This window comes from Brevundimonas sp., from assembly GCF_036405315.1.
Lineage (GTDB): Bacteria > Pseudomonadota > Alphaproteobacteria > Caulobacterales > Caulobacteraceae > Brevundimonas.
Window position 1 is genome coordinate 24,857 of sequence record NZ_DASWXW010000137.1, and the last position, 16,930, is coordinate 41,786.

Sequence of the window (16,930 nt, forward strand, 5' to 3'; positions counted from 1 at the left end):
ACCGCGCTTCGCATCATCCTTGTGGCCTATCGCGCTTGCGCTGCTTGAGGCCGTGAGGCGCGGTTTGGTTCCTCGAAGGCGTCAGAGTCCCGTGTCGGGCGAGATCGGGCCGGGCTCCTCGTCCTTGATCATGTTTTTCATGATCAGCGGCACCTGGCACAGGCCGAAGATGGAGGCGGCGATCCACAGCACGCCGCGGAAGGCGGTCCAGACGCCGTTGGGGTCGGGCGTGCCCAGGTTCAGCATCGACCAGATGGCGGTGACGGCGGCGGGGCTGCGGAAGACCTCGTTGGCGATGGCGACGCACAGGAAATAGATTCCGTAGCGGAACGTCAGCGTGCGCCAGGCCTCGTCCGTCACCTTCATGGCCGAGCCGAGCAGGGCCTTGAACGGCGACTTCTTCAGCGGGATCGAGCCCAGCAGGACGGCGGCCAGCAGGCCGTTCTGCACAGTCAGCTTCAGCTTCACGAACAGGTCGTCGTCGGTGAGGATGGTCAGGGTGCCGAAGATCAGGGCGAAGCCGCCGGTGATCAGGGGCATGGGGGCCAGACGACGCTCCAGCACGAAGCCGACGGTCAGGGCGATGGCCGAGGCGATGACCAGGACCCAGGTGGCCTTGATCATGTCGCGGGTGATGAAATAGGCGGCCATGAAGGCGATCAGGGCGCCGAAATCGACGGCCTGACGGATCCACTGCGGACGCTTGGTTTCAACGGCTTCACTCATACGCTTTCAGTCCTCAAGCCCGACCAGGGATCGGGAAAACGCGCGTGCGTCGAAGGGTTGCAGGTCGTCGACGCCTTCGCCGACGCCGATCAGCTTGATCGGGGCGTCCGAGGCCTGGGCCACGGGGACCAGGACCCCGCCGCGCGCCGTGCCGTCCAGCTTGGTCATCACCACGCCCGAGACATAGGCGGTGCGGCCGAAGATCTTTTCCTGCTCCAGGGCGTTGCGGCCCACGGTGGCGTCCAGCACCAGCAGGGTCTCGTGCGGGGCGTCGGCGTCGACCTTCTTGAGCACGCGGACGATCTTCAGCAGTTCGTCCATCAGGGCGGACTTGTTCTGCAGCCGCCCGGCGGTGTCGATCAGGACCACGTCGAAGCCCTCGGCTTTCGCCTTCGTATAGGCGTCGAAGGCCAGGCCGGCGGCGTCGGCGCCGTCGCGGCGGCTCTCGAAATGGGCCCCGGCGCGCTCAGCCCAGACCTTCAGCTGTTCGCGGGCGGCGGCGCGGAAGGTGTCGCCGGCGACGATCATCACCTTGGCGCCCCTGGCCGTCAGGTCGGAGGCGATCTTGCCCAGCGTCGTGGTCTTGCCCGAGCCGTTCACGCCGACGAACAGGACGACATAGGGTTTGGGCCCGGACAGGGGATCAAAGCTCGCTTGACGCGGCAGCAGTTCGGCGGCCACGGCCTCGGCCAGGGCCTCCTTGATCTCGCGCTCGTCGGACGACTTGCCGAAGCGCAGCTCGCGGAAGCGTTCGACGATGCGGGCCGAGGCGGCGGGGCCCAGGTCGCTCTCGATCAGGTGCTCTTCCAGACGCTCCAGCGCCTCTTCGGACAGGGGCTCCTTCACGAAGGTCGAGACGACCTGTTCGGTCATCTGCTTGGAAGACCGGGACAGACCCGCGCTCAGTCGCTGGAACCAGCCTTTTTTGGGCGTATCGCTCATGCTGCGAGCCTTAGCCGACGCCGGTTCGCAGGTCACGAACTTCCCGTTGCCCGCTCATCCCCGCGGAGGCGGGGACCCAGTGCTTTGGCTTCGGGGCGCAACCCTATATTGATCGAACGGTCTTAAAGATCGAGGACCGCGCGTTGCGGTTCTCACTGGGTCCCCGCCTCCGCGGGGATGAGCGGATGGATTGATGGTTTCCCACGGTTCGCACCCCTTCCACGCCCCGCGCCGCCACGGCTTCGTGCGCGTCGCCGCCGCGACCCCGGTGGTCCATGTCGCTGACCCCGCCGCCAACGCCGAGGAGCACGCGCGGCTGATCCGTCAGGCGGGCGAGCAAGGCGTGGACCTGCTGGTCTTCCCCGAACTGTCCTTGAGCGCCTACGCCATCGACGACCTGCTGATGCAGGCGGCCCTGCTGGAAGAGGTGGAGCGCCAGGTGGCGCGTCTGGCCGAGGCGGCGGATGAAGCGGGCGTGATCGCCGTGATCGGGGCGCCGCTCCGCAACGGCGACGCCCTGTTCAACTGCGCCGTCGTGCTGGGCGGCGGCGAGGTGCTGGGCGTGGTTCCCAAGACCTACCTGCCCAACTACCGAGAATATTACGAGAAGCGTTGGTTCGCGCCCGCCGCCAGCCGGTCCGAGGACGCCGTCGTCCTGAACGGCGAGAGCGTCGATTTCGCGCCGGGTCTGGTGTTCGAGGCCGCCAATCGGCCGGGCTTCGTCTTCGCGGTCGAGATCTGCGAGGACTTCTGGGCGCCGCAGCCGCCGTCGACGCGGGCGGCGCTGGCCGGGGCGCGCATCCTGTGCAACCTGTCGGCCTCCAACATCGTCATCGGCAAGGCGGACGAGCGCGCCCTGCTGTGCGCCAGCCAGTCCAGCCGCACCCTGTCGGCCTATGTCTTCGCCGCCTCGGGCTGGGGCGAGAGCACGACGGACCTGGCCTGGGACGGTCAGGCGACGATCCATGAGCTGGGCGCGAAGATCGCCGAGGGCGAGCGGTTCGCGCTGGACAGCCATCTGACCATCGCCGACGTGGACGTGGACCGCATCGGTCTGGACCGGCTGCGCAACGGCACCTTCGCCGACTGCGCGCGTCTGGAAGGCGAGGCCGCGACGGTGGTGCCGTTCGAGGCTGGAGACGGCCCGACCGACGGCCTGATCCGCCCGCTGGACCGCTTCCCCTTCGTGCCGGACGACGCGGCGCGTCTGGATCAGGACTGCTTCGAGGCCTTCAACATCCAGGTCCAGGGCCTGATGCGGCGGATGACGGCGGCGGGGTCCAGGACCCTGGTGATCGGCGTCTCGGGCGGGCTGGATTCGACCCAGGCCCTGCTGGTGGCGTGCCGCGCCTTCGACCGGCTGAAGCTGCCGCGCAACGGGATTCTGGGCTTCACCCTGCCGGGCTTCGCCACCTCGGAGGGGACCAAGTCCAATGCCTGGGCCCTGATGACGGCGCTGGGCGTGACGGGGGCCGAGATCGACATCCGCCCCGCCGCCGAACAGATGCTGCGCGACATCGGCCACCCATTCTCGAATGGCGAGCCGGTGCACGACATCACCTTCGAGAACGTCCAGGCGGGTCTGCGCAGCGACTATCTGTTCCGGCTGGCCAATCAGAACCGCGGCTTCGTGCTCGGCACCGGCGACCTGTCGGAGCTGGCGCTGGGCTGGTGCACCTATGGCGTCGGCGATCACATGAGCCACTACAACGTCAACGGCGGGGTGGCGAAGACCCTGATCCAGCACCTGATCCGCTGGGTGGCCGAGCGCGGCCTGGTGGGCGAGGCGGCGACGCCGACCCTGCACGCCATCCTGGCCACCGAGATCTCTCCCGAGCTGGTGCCGGCGGGCGCCGACGGCGCGATCCAGTCGACGCAGTCCATCGTCGGCCCCTATGCGCTGAACGACTTCTTCCTGTTCTACATCAGCCGGTTCGGCCTGAAGCCGTCCAAGGTCGCCTATCTGGCGCATCAGGCCTGGGGCGACGCGGCGACGGGGCATTGGCCGTCGGGTCTGCCGGAGGCCGAGCGCGTCGCCTACGACCTGGCCGCCATCAAGGCCTGGCTGCGCAAGTTCCTGATCCGCTTCTTCCAGACCAGCCAGTTCAAGCGTTCCGCCGTGCCGAACGGGCCCAAGGTGGTGACGGGGGGCTCGCTGTCGCCGCGCGGCGACTGGCGGGCGCCGTCGGACAGCAGCGCGCGTGTCTGGCTGGACGAACTGGACCAGAACGTTCCCGACGCCTGACGGCGCCGGATTTGAGGCCTATCGCGCTTCGCGCTACTTGAGGCCGATTCCTTCCCAGCGGGGTCGCCGTCGTGCGTGCCCGCCTACTGCGAGACGACCATGACCGACGACGTGACCAAGGACTCCAACGGCAACATCCTGGCCGAAGGCGACAGCGTGACCCTGATCAAGGACCTGAAGGTCAAGGGCTCGGGCGGGGTGACGCTGAAGCGCGGGACGATGGTCAAGAACATCCGCCTGACCGGCGATCCCGACGAGATCGAGGCCAATGTCGAGAAGGTGCGCGGCCTGGTGCTGCGCACGGAATTCGTCAAGAAGGCCTAACCAGTCCTAACGGTCATCCCGGAAGCGGCGTGAGCCGCAATCCGGGACCGCGACCTTTTACGACGGCGCTTGCGGCGGTCCCGGCTTTCCGCTGCGGCTGCGGCCGGGATGACGGTTTAGGCCACGCCCGCCAGAAACTTGAAGATGGCCGCGCGGGCCTCGGGCTCATCCAGCATGGGGGCGTGGCCGATCCCGGGAACCTCGACATAGGCCATGGACGGCGCCGCCGCGCGCATCCGGCCGGTGATCTCGGCGCTCAGCAGGTCCGAGGCGCCGCCGCGCACCAGCAGGCTGGGCCGTCCGCCGGCCAGGGCCGTGAAGGCCGGCCACAGGTCGGGCACGAGGGCTGCGGCGCCCGCCGCCCGGATCGGGACCGAGATGTCGGGGTCGTAGTTCAGCACCGGCTTGCCGTCCTCGCCTTCGCGGAAGATGCGGCGGGCGAAGGCGTCCCAGTCGGCGTCGCCATAGAGCGGGAAGGCGACGGCGTTGATGTCGCGGGCGTAGGCGGCGGCGTCCGCCCAGTTGCGGATCTCGATCTTGCGGCCGGTGTATTCGGCGATGCGGGCCAGACCCTCGGACGCCACCTCGGGCCCGATGTCGTTGAGAACGGCGGCGGCGACGGCCTGAGGCTTGATCGCCGTCAGGGCCATGGTGATCAGCCCGCCCATGGAGGTGCCGAGGAAGACGGCCTTCTCGATCCCGGCCTGCTCCATCAGGGCGAGGACGTCGCGGGCGTAGACGTCGGGGGTGTAGGTCATGGGATCGGCGGCGCGCTCCGAAAGGCCGCGCCCGCGCACGTCGATCGCCAGGACGCGGCGACCGCCTTGAGCGATCAGTCCGGCGACGACGCCGAAGTCGGCGCTGTTGCGGGTCAGGCCGTGGATGGCGATGACCGGCAGTCGGGCCGGGCCGTCGGCCGGGGCGTAGTCGCGGGCGTAGAGGCTCAAGCCGTCCGGCGAGGTCCAGCGGCGTTCGGCGTAGGTCATCAGGCGTGTCTCCCGGCTGCGTTTCCAGCGTTGCGGGCAGAGTAATTCACCAGATGAAGAATTGCGATCAGGTCGAGAGGATGGCCGCGACGAATTGATCGAGGTCGCCGCCCTCGGGGAAGCGATGGCCGATCACGCCGGCGCGCCGCGCCGCCTCCATGTCCGAGGCCTGGTCGCCGATCATCAGGGAGCGGGCCGGGTCGAGATCGTGCTCGGCGACGGCGCGCAGCAGCATGCCGGGGTTGGGCTTGCGGTCCGGGTGGTCGGGGTGGCGGTAACGTTCGTCCACGGCCTCGGCGTGGTGGGGGGCGGCGTAGACGGCGTCGATGCGGGCGCCGCCTTGGGCCAGGCGTTCGACCAGCAGGGCGTTGAAGCCGTGCATGGTCTCTTCGCTGAACAGGCCGCGCGCCACGCCCGACTGGTTGGTGACGATGACCGTGACATAGCCCGCGTCGTTGAGCCGTTTCACCGCCTCGGCGGCGCCGGGGATGAGCACCAGCTGGTCGGGGCGGTGCGGATAGCCGCAGTCGACGATCAGGACGCCGTCGCGGTCCAGAAAAGCAGCGGGTCGGCTCATGCAGGCTCCGTCAGCAGGGCCGAAAAGGCGGTCATCAGGTGGTAGAGGGTCGAGGCGGGGACGGACGCGTCCTGCGGGCGGCCCTCGGCGTCATAGCTGTCGATCCACAGGCCCGGCGTGGCCGTGGCCAGATGGGTGGCGAAGACGCCGTCGAGCAGACCCAGAGCGCGGGCCGTGTCGCCGCGCAGGGTCAGGGTGCGGAGGGCTTCGGTCTGAGCCCACAGGCGGCGGCCCCCGTCGCGGACCACGCCGATGCGGTCGATTTCGCGGACCATCAGGCCCCGGGCGTCGACGCCGTTGGTCAGGGCCGAGGCGAAGAGGGCCTGGGCCTGTCGCTCGTGGCCGTCGAGACCGAGGCGGCGGGCCTGATCCAGCAGCCAGATCCATTCCATGTGGTGGCCGGGCTCGATGACCTGACCGGCGCCGCCGGGGGCGATGGCCCAGTCGGCGGTGAAGAACTCGCCCAGCATCAGGTGTTCGCGGTCGAAGAAACGCCGGTTGAACAGGTCCAGGACGGATCGCGCCGCCGCCTCGAAGGCCGCATTGGGCGCGACGGCCTGCCAGGCCAGCAGGGCCTCCAGCATGTGCATGTGCGGGTTCTGGCGGCGCGGCAGGACGGGGGGCAGGGCTTCCTGCCAGCCGCCGTGGACCGGGTCGGCCATTCGCACCTCGACGGCGGCGAGCGTCGACAGGGCCAGGGGCAGGGCGCGCTCGTCCTTCAGCACGCGGTGGGCGGCGGCCAGGGCGAACAAGACGAAGGCCAGGTCGTAGAGATCGGGCGTGGCGTCGATCACGGCGCCGGCGTCGTCGGTCGCGCGCACCCACAGATCGTCGTCACGGCGGTGGTCGCGGATCAGGGCGTCCAGCCCGAGGCGGGCGACGGCTTCGCCTTCGATCCAGCCGAGCGCCGCGGCTTCGGCGAAGACGTAGACCTGACGCGCCTGGACCCGCGTGCGACGGGAGACGCCTGTGATCGGACGACCGTCGAAGTCGAGCTTCTCGAAGAAGCGGCCTTCGGAGTCGATCCCGGCCCGCGCCCACAGCGGCAGGGCCTGGCGAAACAGCCAGTCGCGGACCCGATCCTGTGCGGTTGAAAGCGTCATTGTCCTGTGGGCTTAGGCAGGCTTGCGGGCTTTGCCAAGCATGGCTTTCGTTGCAACCGGCAACGCGAAGTGACCCTCGCGGGTTTGTCGATCAGCCCCGGGCTTTGGTAGGAGGCGCTCAAGATAGTTGATCCGCCTTCGCGCCTGCCCGCCGAACCTTAAGTTCCGCCCGCGCGGCCCCCACCGAGAGAGCGACCCTTGATGACCATTCCCTTCATCGACCTTCAGGCCCAGCGCCTGCGCCTCGGCGGCAAGATCGAGGCCGCCGTCCAGGAGGCCGTCGTCGGCGGCGCCTGGGTCATGGGCCCGCAGGTGCGTCAGTTCGAGGCCGACCTGGCCGCCTTCGGCCGGGCGAAGCACGCCCTGGGCTGCGCCAACGGCACCGACGCCCTGGCCCTGCCGCTGATGGCCTGGGGCGTGGGACGCGGCGACGCCGTCTTCGTGCCCAGCTTCACCTTCGCGGCCACCGCCGAGGTCGTGCCCTGGTTCGACGCCGAGCCGGTCTTCATCGACGTGGACGAAAAGACCTACAACATGAGCCCGGCCCATCTGGAGGCCGCCATCGAGGCGACGCTGAAGGAAGGCCGCCTGACGCCGCGCGTGGTCATCGCCGTCGACCTGTTCGGCCAGCCCGCCGACTATCCGGCGATCAAGGCCATCTGCGACAAGCACGGCCTGAAGCTGATCTCGGACTCGGCCCAGGGCTTCGGCTGCACCATCGACGGCGAGCACCCGCTGAAATGGGCCGACATCACCACCACCAGCTTCTTCCCGGCCAAGCCCCTGGGCTGTTACGGCGACGGCGGGGCGGTGCTCACCAATGACGACGACCTGGCCCAGCTGATCGATTCCATCCGCGTCCACGGCAAGGCGGTGGCGGTCGACCTGAAGGACAAGACCTTCGATCACGACCCCAAATACCTGAACATGCGCGTCGGCCTGAACAGCCGTCTGGACACCATCCAGGCGGCCGTCCTGATCGAGAAGCTGAAGGTCTTCGGCCAAGAGATCGAGTGGCGCCACCGCATCGCCGCCCGCTACAACGAGGGCCTGCGCGCCCATGTCGCGGCCGTGCCGGATGTGCCGGCGGGCAATGTCTCGAACTGGGCGCAATACACCATCGAGCACGAGGACCGCGACGGCCTGGCCGCGCACCTGAAGGCCGAGGGCATCCCGACGGCGGTCTACTACCCGATCCCGCTGCACCTGCAGCCGGCCTATGAGACGTATCCGCGCGGACCGCAGGGCCTGCCGACGACCGAGCGCCTGATGCAGCGCGTCATCAGCCTGCCGATGCACTCGGATCTGGACGAAGCGACCCAGGACCGCATCATCGCCGCCGTCGCCAGCTTCAAGGCCTGATCTTCATGACCCAGCAGACCCCCCTCAAGATCGGCGTCGCGGGCGCCGGCGTCATGGGCCGCAACCATGCCCGCGTCCTGTCCGAACTGCGCGACGTCGAGCTGAGCACGGTCTTCGATCCCGACGCCGTGACGGCCGAGGGCGTGGCCGCCGCCTATGGCGCGACCGCCGTGACCACGGCCCAGGCCTTCGTCGCCGCCGGCCTGGACGCCGCCGTCATCGCCACGCCGAACCGCTTCCACGCCGAACTGGGCGTGGCCCTGCTGAACGCGGGCGTCCATGTGCTGGTGGAGAAGCCGATCGCGGCCACGACGGCGGACGCCCAGGCCATGATCGACGCGGCCAAGGCTGCCAACCGCGTCCTGATGGTCGGCCATGTCGAGCGCTTCAATCCGGCGGTGGACACGGTCAAGCGCGCCATCGACGGCGACGAGATCATCTCCATCCAGATCACCCGCGTCGGCCCCTTCCCGCCGCGCATGGGCGAGGTGGGCGTGGTCATCGACCTGGCGGTCCACGACATCGACATCATCCGCCACCTGACCGGCTCCGAAGTGGTCGAGGTCCAGTCTCTGCTGGGTCACGCCCATGCGTCCCGCGAAGACTCGGCCCTGCTGCAGTTCCGCATGGCCAATGACGTGATCGCCCACATCACCACCAACTGGGTCACGCCCTACAAGACCCGCACCCTGCAGGTCGCCACCAAGAACCGCTTCATCGTCGCCGACCTGATCACCCGCCAGGTGACGGAGTATTTCGGCCAGCAGCCGGACGGCTCCTACTCCACGCGGATGCTGAACTCCTGGCCCGCCGAGCCGCTGAAGAAGGAGCACGAGGCCTTCATCCACGCCATCCGCACCGGCGAGACGGCGGCGGTCAGCGGCGAAGACGGCCTGCGCAATCTGGAAGTGGCGCTGCGCTGCCTGGGCGAGCACTAGGCCTTCGGCGCGCCGCCCGGCCGGAAGATCAGGCGGCAATGCAGGTGGCCGTCGGCGTAGTCCATGCTCGCCGAACCTCTCAGCGTGCCGCGGATGCTGGTGTCGATCAGGCGCGAGCCGAAGCCTGACCGCGTCGGCGCCGTCGCGACGGGGCCGCCGTGCTCGACCCAGTCCAGCGTGACCAGGCCGTCCTCGTCCGGCTCGGTCCAGCGAATGTCCACCCGGCCGCCGGTTTCCTCGGGGCGGCTGAGGGCGCCGTATTTGGCGGCGTTCGTGACCAGCTCATGCAGGATCAGCCCCATCGACAGCGACTGTTCGGCCTCGAGGGTCACGTCCGGCCCGGTCATCCGCAGTTGGTCTTCGGCGAAGGGGCGGAACTCCTGCTGCACCAGATCGCGCAGGCGGGCGCGTTCCCAGCCGTTGGCGGTCAGCAGGTTGTGAGTGTCGGACAGGGCGATCAGACGCGCCTCGAACAGGCGCATGAAGTCCTCGACGCTGGTCGAGCGCCGGGCCGTCAGGGCGGCGATGGACTGGATGGTGGCCAGGGTGTTCTTGACCCGGTGGTTCAGCTCATTGATCAGCAGGCGCTGGCGATGCTCGCTGGTGGCCAGGGCGGCGAAGGCCCGACGCCGGTCGGTCACGTCGGTGACGACCCCCGCCAGCTTGATAGGCCGACCCGAGCGCGAGCGGATCAGCCGACCGCGCAGCAGGAGCCAGCGGCCGCTGTCCCTTATCTGATATTCGGCATTGTATTCGCCGTCGCCGTTCAGGGCGCGCGCCAGGGTCGCGGCGCGCCTCGGCAGGTCCTCGGGTTTCAGCTTCGTGGCGAAATCGCGCGCGGTGAAGGGCTCGCCGCGGGCCAGGCCGAGGTATTTGCGCGCCCGACCGGACAGCCACAGGGTCTGTCCCGGAAGGCTCAGCTCCCAATAGCCGACCCCGCCCGCGTCTATGATCGAGATCAGCTTGTCGCGCTGACCGATCATGGAGGCCGCCAGGGCCAGGAAGAGGATGACGAGGGTCACGGCGGCGACGGCTACGGCCAGCATCAGGGGCGGAGCGCCGGGCGGGTCCAGCGACGCGGCGACCTGGGTCGGGGTCACGATCAGGGCCGCCATGGCCACATGGTGCATGCCGACCACGGCCAACCCCAGGACCAGGGCCGCCGTCAGCCGCCACAGGGGCGAGCGGTCCTGTTCGATGGCGAACAGGGCGGCGATCGAGGCGAACAGGGCGACGACCGCCGACAGGACGACCAGAGCGGGCGCATAGGTCAGGCTCGCCGACGTCTTCAGGGCGGCCATGCCGACGTAGTGCATGGCGCAGATGCTGGCCGCCATGACCCCGCCGGCCAGGATCATGCGGCGGCGATCCGCTCGCCCCGCCGCGATCAGGAAGGCGAGGCTGGACCCGGCGACCGCCAGCAGGAAGGAGACGACGCTCAGGGTCAGATCATAGCGGACCGGCGCGCCGGGATCGAAACCCAGCATGGCGATGAAATGCATCGACCATATGCCGCCGCCCATGGCCGTCGCCGCCGTGGCCAGCCAGGCCAGGCGCCCGGCGCCCTGTCGGCTGCGCACCTGCTGGAACAGGTCCAGCGCCGTCCAGGCCGCGAAGACGGCCACCAGAAAGGACAGACCGTCGAAGACGGAAACGACGTCCGGATGCACTATTCAGCCTCCCTCGATCTGAAACGCGCAGAGATTTGGACCCTGAAGGGAGCGCCGTTCTCCCGACCTTGTCCAGCGCCCGAAACGGGTGAGCCTCAGGCCTTCACCATCTGCATGCCCAGCCATTCGGCGATCAGGGCGGGCTTGTCGGCGCCCTCGATCTCGACGGTCAGTTCGTGCTTCAGCAGCCAGCGGGTCAGGCCGTCCTGGGCGCCCTTGTCCTCAGCCGACAGCAGCCTGAACCGGCCGCGCACCCTGGACCCGGCGGGAACCGGGGCGAGGAAGCGCAGTTTGTCGAAGCCGTAGTTGACCCCCATGACCACGCCGTCCAGCGGGGCGACGGCGTCATAGCTCATGGCCGAGGCCAGGCTGAGGGTCAGGAAGCCGTGGGCGATGGTCCCGCCGAAGGGGGTGTGTTTCGCCGCCTCGGGATCAACGTGGATGAACTGTTCGTCCTCGGTGATGCGGGCGAAGGCGTCGATGCGGTCCTGATCGACCGTGATCCAGCGGCTGAGGCCGACCTCCTGGCCGACCAGGGATGGCAGATCGCTCGGCTTCGTCATCGGACCCCTCCGTTTGACGCAGCCTTGCCTGCGTCGCGGGCGGGCGCAAGGGGGCGGGTTCAGCTCTCGAACCGCCCCTTGATGATCTCGGCGAACAGGCCGGGATCGACGTTGCCGCCCGACAGGACGATCCCGGTGGTCAGGCCCTTGGCCGCGACCTTGCCCGACAGCAGGGCCGCCATGGAAACGGCGCCGCCCGGCTCGATGACCAGTTTCAGCCAGCGGAAGGCGAAACGCATGGCCTCCGCGACCTCGGCGTCGGTGACGGTCGCGGCGCCGGCCAGACGCCGGTTGATCGACCAGGTCAGCTCGCCCGGCATGGGCGCCATCAGGGCGTCGCAGATGGAGGGCGCGCCTTGCGGGCAGGCCGTGCGTTCTCCCGATTCCAGCGAGCGGCGGGTGTCGTCAAAGGCTTCGGGTTCGACGACGATGACGCGGGTCTCGGGGCTCTGCTCGGCCATGACCAGGTTGATCCCGGCGATCAGGCCGCCGCCCGAGGCGCCGCACAGCAGCTGGTCCATCGGGATGCCCGCCTGCTCCAGCATCTCCAGCCCGACGGTGCCCTGGCCCTCGATGACGAAGGGGTCGTCGAAGGGCGGGACCAGGATGGAGCCGCGCTCGGCGGCGATCTCGGCGCCGATGGCCTCGCGGCTCTCGGTCCAGCGGTCGTAGAAGCGCACCTCGCCGCCAAAGGCGCGCACGCCCTCGACCTTCACCGTGGGGCTGTCCGACGGCATGACGATCAGGGCGCGGGTTCCGACGGCCTGGGCCGCCGCCGCCACCCCCTGCGCGTGGTTGCCAGAGGAATAGGCCACGACGCCGCGCGTCTTCTCTTCCGCCGTCAGGCGGCTGATCCGGTTGTAGGCCCCGCGGAACTTGAAGGCGCCTGCGACCTGAAGCGTCTCGGCCTTCATCAGGACGCGGCCGCCCACGGCTTCGTTCAGGGCCGGATGCTCGATCAGCGGCGTGCGGACGGCGGCGGGGGCGATCTGGCGGGCGGCGTCGACGACGCCTTCGAAGCTGGGCCTATGCATAGGTTCCCTCTTACGCTCAGCCCGCGCCTCTGCATAACTCTCCTCATGCAAGCGAACATGATCCTCGCCATCGACCAGGGCACGACCTCGACGCGGGCCATCGCTTTTGAGGTGTCGCCTCAGGGCGCTTTCTCCGCTGTGGCGGTAAGCCAGATCGAGCTGGCGCAGCACTTCCCCCATTCCGGCTGGGTCGAGCATGACGCGGCCGAGATCTGGCGGGCGACGCTGCAGACCTGTCGCGAGGTGGTGCGCAAGGCCGGCGGCGTCGGACGCTTCGCCGCCGTGGGCATCACCAATCAGCGTGAGACCTCGGTGCTGTGGGACGCGGCGACCGGCGAGCCGCTGCACCGCGCCGTCGTCTGGCAGGATCGGCGCACGGCGGACGTGACCACGCGGCTGGCGGCAGAGGGGCATGAGGCCAGGGTGCAGGCGGCGACGGGCCTGATCCTCGATCCCTATTTCTCGGCGTCGAAATACGCCTGGCTGCTGGACGCCGTGCCGGGGGCGCGGGAACGGGCGGCCAAGGGCGAAGTCCTGCTGGGCACCATCGACGCCTGGCTGATCTGGAAGCTGACAGGCGGGACGAGCCACGTCACCGACGCCACCAACGCCAGCCGCACCAGTCTGATGGACCTGAAGACGCTGCAATGGCGCGAGGACCTGTGCGACCTGTTCGAGGTGCCGATCGAGGCCCTGCCGGAGATCCGGGGCTGCGCCGATCATCTGGGCGACTGCGACGCCAGCCTGTTCGGGCGGGCCCTGCCGATCCACGGGGCGGCGGGGGACCAGCAGGCGGCCCTGGTCGGGCATGGGGCGTTGGAGGCCGGGGACGCCAAGATCACCTATGGGACGGGGGCCTTTCTGGTGGCCAATGTCGGGGACCGGCCGGTGGCCTCGACCAGTCGACTGCTGGGAACGCTCGGCTACGCCGCTGACGGCCAGGTCGCCTATGGGCTGGAAGGGTCGATCTTCTCGGCCGGTTCGGCGATCCAGTGGCTGCGCGACGGGCTGAAGGTGATCTCGGACTCGCGTCAGTCCGAGGCCGTGGCCCAGACGCTGAAGGACAACGGCGGGGTCTATCTGGTGCCAGGCTTCACCGGCCTGGGCGCGCCCTGGTGGAAGCCGGAGGCGAGGGGGACGGTCATCGGCCTGACCCGCGACAGCGGCCCGGCCCACTTCGTGCGGGCGGCGCTGGAAAGCCTGGCCTATCAGACGCGCGACCTGCTGGACGCCCTGAAGACGGACGGGGCGCCGCCGCTCACGCGCCTCAAGGTCGACGGCGGCGTCACCGCCAACGCCTTCGCCATGCAGTTCGTCGCCGACATCTGCGAGGTCGAGGTCGAGCGCCCCGCCTTCCAGGAGATGACGGCCATGGGGGCGGCCCGGCTGGCGGCCTTCGGCGTCGGCCTGACGTCGGAACTGTGGACCGCGCCCGCCGAGGCCCCCGCCGTTTGGCGCCCGCGCATGGGCGACGACGAGCGGGCGCGGCTGCTGAAGGGCTGGCGCGGGGCGGTGAAGGCCGCCATCATCGCCGCTGGGGGAGACGAACCATGACCGACCTGGACGCCCAGTCAGCCTTTTCCGGCACGCGCGAGGTGGATGAACGCTATCGGCTGGACGAGGCGGCGCTGGACGCCTGGCTGAGCGCCAACGTCGAGGGCTACCTCGGGCCGCTGACCCTTCGACAGTTCAAGGGCGGCCAGTCCAACCCCACCTATGAGCTGACCACCCCGGGCCGGGCCTATGTCCTGCGCCGCAAGCCGCCGGGGACCCTGTTGGCCAGCGCCCACGCCGTGGACCGCGAGTTCACCGTCATCTCGGCCCTGCACGCCCAGGGGTTTCCGGTGGCGCGGCCTTATACTCTGTGCACGGATGAAACAGTCATCGGCTCGATCTTCTATGTCATGGACAAGGTCGAGGGCCGGGTCTTCTGGGACCTGAAGCTGCCGGGGCTGGCCCCGACCGAGCGGCGCGCCATCTATGAGGCGCAGACGGATACCCTGGCGGCCCTGCACGCCTTCGACCCCGCCGCCATCGGCCTGGGCGACTACGGCAAGCCCGGCAACTATTTCGGCCGTCAGGTGGGGCGCTGGACCAAGCAGTATCGGGCCAGCGAGATCGAGCCGATCGCGGCCATGGACCGGCTGATCGGCTTCCTGCCCGACAGCCTGCCGCCGGAGGGGCCGACCCGGATCGTCCACGGCGACTTCCGCCTCGACAACATGATCCTGGACCCGAGCGAGGCGAGGGTGAGGGCGGTGCTGGACTGGGAGCTGTCGACCCTGGGCGACCCGATGGCCGACTTCTCCTATCTGCTGATCGCCTGGGTCATTCCGGCCAGCTTGCGCAATGGTCTGGCGGGGGCGGACCTGAAGGCCCTCGGGATTCCCTCGGTCGAGGAGACGGTCGAACGCTATGCCGAAAAGACGGGCACGGCCGCGCCGTCGAACCTCGACTGGCTGTTCGCCTACAACCTGTTCCGGCTGGCCGCCATCTGTCAGGGCATCGCCGGGCGGGTGCGCGACGGCACCGCCGCCAGCGCCCACGCCAGGACCATGGCGGCCCAGGTCGGACCCCTGTCGGAGGCGGCCTGGAGCTTCGCCCGCAAGGCCGGGGCGTGAAGCTTGGCGATAATTAAAACAGTTTTTGTTGCGGTTGGATTTGTGAAACGGCGCCGGAAGCCCTACCTTCCGATCCGGAGCACTGATCAAGATGTCTGACAGCCAAAGATTCCCCGTCGCCGCCCACGCCCTGGCCTATCTGGCCCACAAGGGCGCCTATTCGGCCGCCGACGCCGCGCCCAGCGCCGTACTGGCCGCCTCGGTGCCGACCAATCCGGTGGTCATCCGCCGGGTGACGGCCCTGCTGGCCAAGGCGGGGCTGATCGCCACCCGCCCCGGCGCCTCAGGCGGATCCTGGCTGCTGCGTCAGCCCGAGACCATCCAGCTGGACGAGGTGCTGAAGGCGGTGAACGGCTGCGCCCACCTGGGTTCGACCCCCGCCGGAGCCAAGGGCTGTCCGGTGGGCGAGCATATCCCGCGCCAGGTGTCCAAGGCTCTGACCGCCGCCGATCAGGCCGCGGGCGCGGCCCTGTCGAAGATCACCATCGCCGACCTGCTGGAGGCCGATCCGGCCTCGCTGCGGGGGTTCGCGCCCCATCCCGCCTGCCCCAGCGTCGTCGGCTGACGTTCGCCGCTTGGGGGAGCCGCGCCGCACCATCCTGATCACGGGGGCCAGCGCCGGCATCGGCGCGGCGCTTGCCCGTGTTTGCGCCGCGCGAAGTCATGACCTGATCCTCACGGCGCGCCGCGAAGGGCCGCTGAAGGGTCTGGCCGAGGACCTGAGCGCCCGGCATGGCGTCGTCGCCAGCGTGATCACCGCCGATCTGGCCGAGCCGGGCGCGCCCGTCGCTTTGGTCGAGGCGATCGCCGCGCGGGGCTTGCGCGCCGACGGCCTGATCAACAACGCCGGCTTCAGCCGCACCACGGGCTTCCTTTCGACCGAACCCGACGACCACGCCGCCATGATCCGCGTCATGCTGACGGCGCCGGTCGAGCTGTCGCGACTGCTGCTGCCGGGCATGGTCGCGCGCGGCTGGGGCCGGGTGCTGAATGTGGCGTCTCTGGCCGGACAGATGCCGGCGACCGGCGGCGACACCCTGTACGGGCCGATCAAGAGCTTCCTGATCAAGGCCTCGCAGGGGCTGTGGCTGGAGACGCAGGGGACGGGGGTGCACGTCACCGCCCTGTGTCCCGGCTACACCTATACCGAATTCCACGACGTCAACGGCTCGCGCGAGCAGGTGTCGAGCGCCTATCCGGCCTGGATGTGGATGGACGCCGAGCGCGTGGCCCGCATCGGCTGGGACGCGGTCGAGGCCAACCGGCCGCGCGTCACGCCGGGGGTCATGAACAACGTGCTGGCGACGCTCGGCGGGATGCTGCCCGACAGTCTGGCGCTGAAGATGGTCGGCGGCCACGCCAGACGGCTGGACCGCCTCTAGGACCTAGTGACCGCCGGCGGGGTAGGGGGCGGTGACGACGCTGCTGAACATGCCGGGGATGGCCTCGCCCAGACCGGCGATGATGAACTGGATGGCCAGGGCGCACAGGATCAGGCCCAGGACCCGCACCACGATGGCCATGCCGACGTCGCCGAGGATGCGGCTGATCGGGCCGGTGGCGGCGAAGCAGAAGAAGGTGACGACGCAGGCGGCGGTCATGGCCGCCAGCGACGAGGCCGTGCCCGCGGCGCCCAGCTTCTGGGCTTCGCCGGCGTTGATGATGATGGCCGAGATGGCGCCCGGGCCGATCATCAGCGGAATGGCGAAGGGCACGATCAGGCGCTTGAAGCGGCGCTTGGCGTAGCCGCGCACGTCCTTGGCGTCGGTCACGGCGTCGGCGTCGGCGAAGATCTTGAGGAAGTCCTCGCGCGCCATGTCGAGGCCGAGCAGCAGCAGC

The 16,930-nt window shown here is 69.4% G+C and carries 17 protein-coding genes; 8 read left to right on the forward strand and 9 right to left on the reverse strand.

All coding sequences use genetic code 11. The features are described from left to right. Nucleotides 1-81: 81 nt before the first annotated feature. Both VGE49_RS08130 and ftsY read right to left on the reverse strand, forming a co-directional pair. Nucleotides 82-726 carry an inner membrane-spanning protein YciB gene (locus VGE49_RS08130; RefSeq protein ID WP_331034057.1) on the reverse strand — a complete coding sequence of 215 codons (645 nt, stop codon included), beginning with the start codon at nt 724-726 and terminating at the stop codon, nt 82-84. 6 nt (nt 727-732) lie between these two features. Next, nucleotides 733-1,668, reverse strand: coding sequence for a signal recognition particle-docking protein FtsY (ftsY, locus tag VGE49_RS08135; protein WP_331034058.1), 936 nt, complete (start codon nt 1,666-1,668; stop codon nt 733-735). 193 nt (nt 1,669-1,861) lie between these two features. Here ftsY and VGE49_RS08140 point away from each other — a divergent pair, with 193 nt between their 5' ends. Next, complete coding sequence (locus VGE49_RS08140) at nt 1,862-3,913, forward strand: NAD(+) synthase (RefSeq protein WP_331034059.1); 2,052 nt, start codon at nt 1,862-1,864, stop codon at nt 3,911-3,913. A gap of 99 nt (nt 3,914-4,012) precedes the next feature. Then, nucleotides 4,013-4,237 carry an alkylphosphonate utilization protein gene (locus tag VGE49_RS08145; protein ID WP_331034060.1) on the forward strand — a complete coding sequence of 75 codons (225 nt, stop codon included), beginning with the start codon at nt 4,013-4,015 and terminating at the stop codon, nt 4,235-4,237. A gap of 116 nt (nt 4,238-4,353) precedes the next feature. Here VGE49_RS08145 and VGE49_RS08150 read toward each other — a convergent pair whose 3' ends face one another. From VGE49_RS08150 to VGE49_RS08160, 3 genes are all read right to left on the reverse strand, one after another. Then, a complete protein-coding gene (locus VGE49_RS08150; RefSeq protein WP_331034061.1) occupies nt 4,354-5,223 on the reverse strand; it encodes an alpha/beta fold hydrolase in 870 nt (289 codons plus the stop codon). 67 nt (nt 5,224-5,290) lie between these two features. Then, complete coding sequence (locus VGE49_RS08155) at nt 5,291-5,800, reverse strand: D-glycero-alpha-D-manno-heptose-1,7-bisphosphate 7-phosphatase (protein WP_331034062.1); 510 nt, start codon at nt 5,798-5,800, stop codon at nt 5,291-5,293. Continuing rightward, a complete protein-coding gene (locus VGE49_RS08160; protein ID WP_331034063.1) occupies nt 5,797-6,903 on the reverse strand; it encodes an AGE family epimerase/isomerase in 1,107 nt (368 codons plus the stop codon). The genes VGE49_RS08155 and VGE49_RS08160 overlap by 4 nt, the downstream gene beginning before the upstream one ends. A gap of 201 nt (nt 6,904-7,104) precedes the next feature. Between VGE49_RS08160 and VGE49_RS08165 the strand changes: the two genes are divergently transcribed. Continuing rightward, entirely contained in the window at nt 7,105-8,265 is a 1,161-nt protein-coding gene (locus tag VGE49_RS08165) for a DegT/DnrJ/EryC1/StrS family aminotransferase (RefSeq protein ID WP_331034064.1), read from the forward strand. A 5-nt stretch (nt 8,266-8,270) separates the two neighbouring features. Beyond that, nucleotides 8,271-9,203, forward strand: coding sequence for a Gfo/Idh/MocA family oxidoreductase (locus VGE49_RS08170; RefSeq protein WP_331034065.1), 933 nt, complete (start codon nt 8,271-8,273; stop codon nt 9,201-9,203). Here VGE49_RS08170 and VGE49_RS08175 read toward each other — a convergent pair. The 3 genes from VGE49_RS08175 to VGE49_RS08185 all read right to left on the reverse strand — a co-directional run bounded on the left by VGE49_RS08175 (nt 9,200) and on the right by VGE49_RS08185 (nt 12,470). Then, nucleotides 9,200-10,873 (reverse strand): MHYT domain-containing protein, encoded by a 1,674-nt coding sequence (locus VGE49_RS08175; protein WP_331034066.1) that lies wholly within the window; start codon nt 10,871-10,873, stop codon nt 9,200-9,202. The two genes, VGE49_RS08170 and VGE49_RS08175, sit on opposite strands and share 4 nt — an antisense overlap. Before the next feature lie 95 nt (nt 10,874-10,968). Further along, the gene (locus tag VGE49_RS08180; protein WP_331034067.1) at nt 10,969-11,436 is read right to left on the reverse strand and encodes a MaoC family dehydratase; all 468 of its coding nucleotides are present in this window, start codon (nt 11,434-11,436) and stop codon (nt 10,969-10,971) included. A 59-nt stretch (nt 11,437-11,495) separates the two neighbouring features. Then, nucleotides 11,496-12,470: a threonine ammonia-lyase gene (locus VGE49_RS08185; protein ID WP_331034068.1), complete on the reverse strand. Its 975-nt coding sequence runs from the start codon at nt 12,468-12,470 to the stop codon at nt 11,496-11,498. Between the two features lie 57 nt (nt 12,471-12,527). Between VGE49_RS08185 and glpK the strand changes: the two genes are divergently transcribed. From glpK to VGE49_RS08205, 4 genes are all read left to right on the forward strand, one after another. Then, a complete protein-coding gene (glpK, locus tag VGE49_RS08190; RefSeq protein ID WP_331034069.1) occupies nt 12,528-14,024 on the forward strand; it encodes a glycerol kinase GlpK in 1,497 nt (498 codons plus the stop codon). Then, complete coding sequence (locus VGE49_RS08195) at nt 14,021-15,091, forward strand: phosphotransferase (RefSeq protein ID WP_331034070.1); 1,071 nt, start codon at nt 14,021-14,023, stop codon at nt 15,089-15,091. Before glpK ends, VGE49_RS08195 begins: the two co-directional genes overlap by 4 nt. 91 nt (nt 15,092-15,182) lie before the next feature. Continuing rightward, on the forward strand, nt 15,183-15,656 hold the full coding sequence (locus tag VGE49_RS08200; protein WP_331034071.1) for an Rrf2 family transcriptional regulator: 474 nt from the start codon (nt 15,183-15,185) through the stop codon (nt 15,654-15,656). 10 nt (nt 15,657-15,666) lie between these two features. Continuing rightward, nucleotides 15,667-16,473, forward strand: a complete 807-nt coding sequence (locus VGE49_RS08205; RefSeq protein ID WP_331034072.1) for an SDR family NAD(P)-dependent oxidoreductase — start codon at nt 15,667-15,669, stop codon at nt 16,471-16,473. A 3-nt stretch (nt 16,474-16,476) separates the two neighbouring features. Here the strand turns inward: VGE49_RS08205 and VGE49_RS08210 are convergent. Then, nucleotides 16,477-16,930, reverse strand: a 454-nt coding sequence (locus tag VGE49_RS08210) for a MarC family protein (protein WP_331034073.1), incomplete at its 5' end; no start/stop codon positions are given.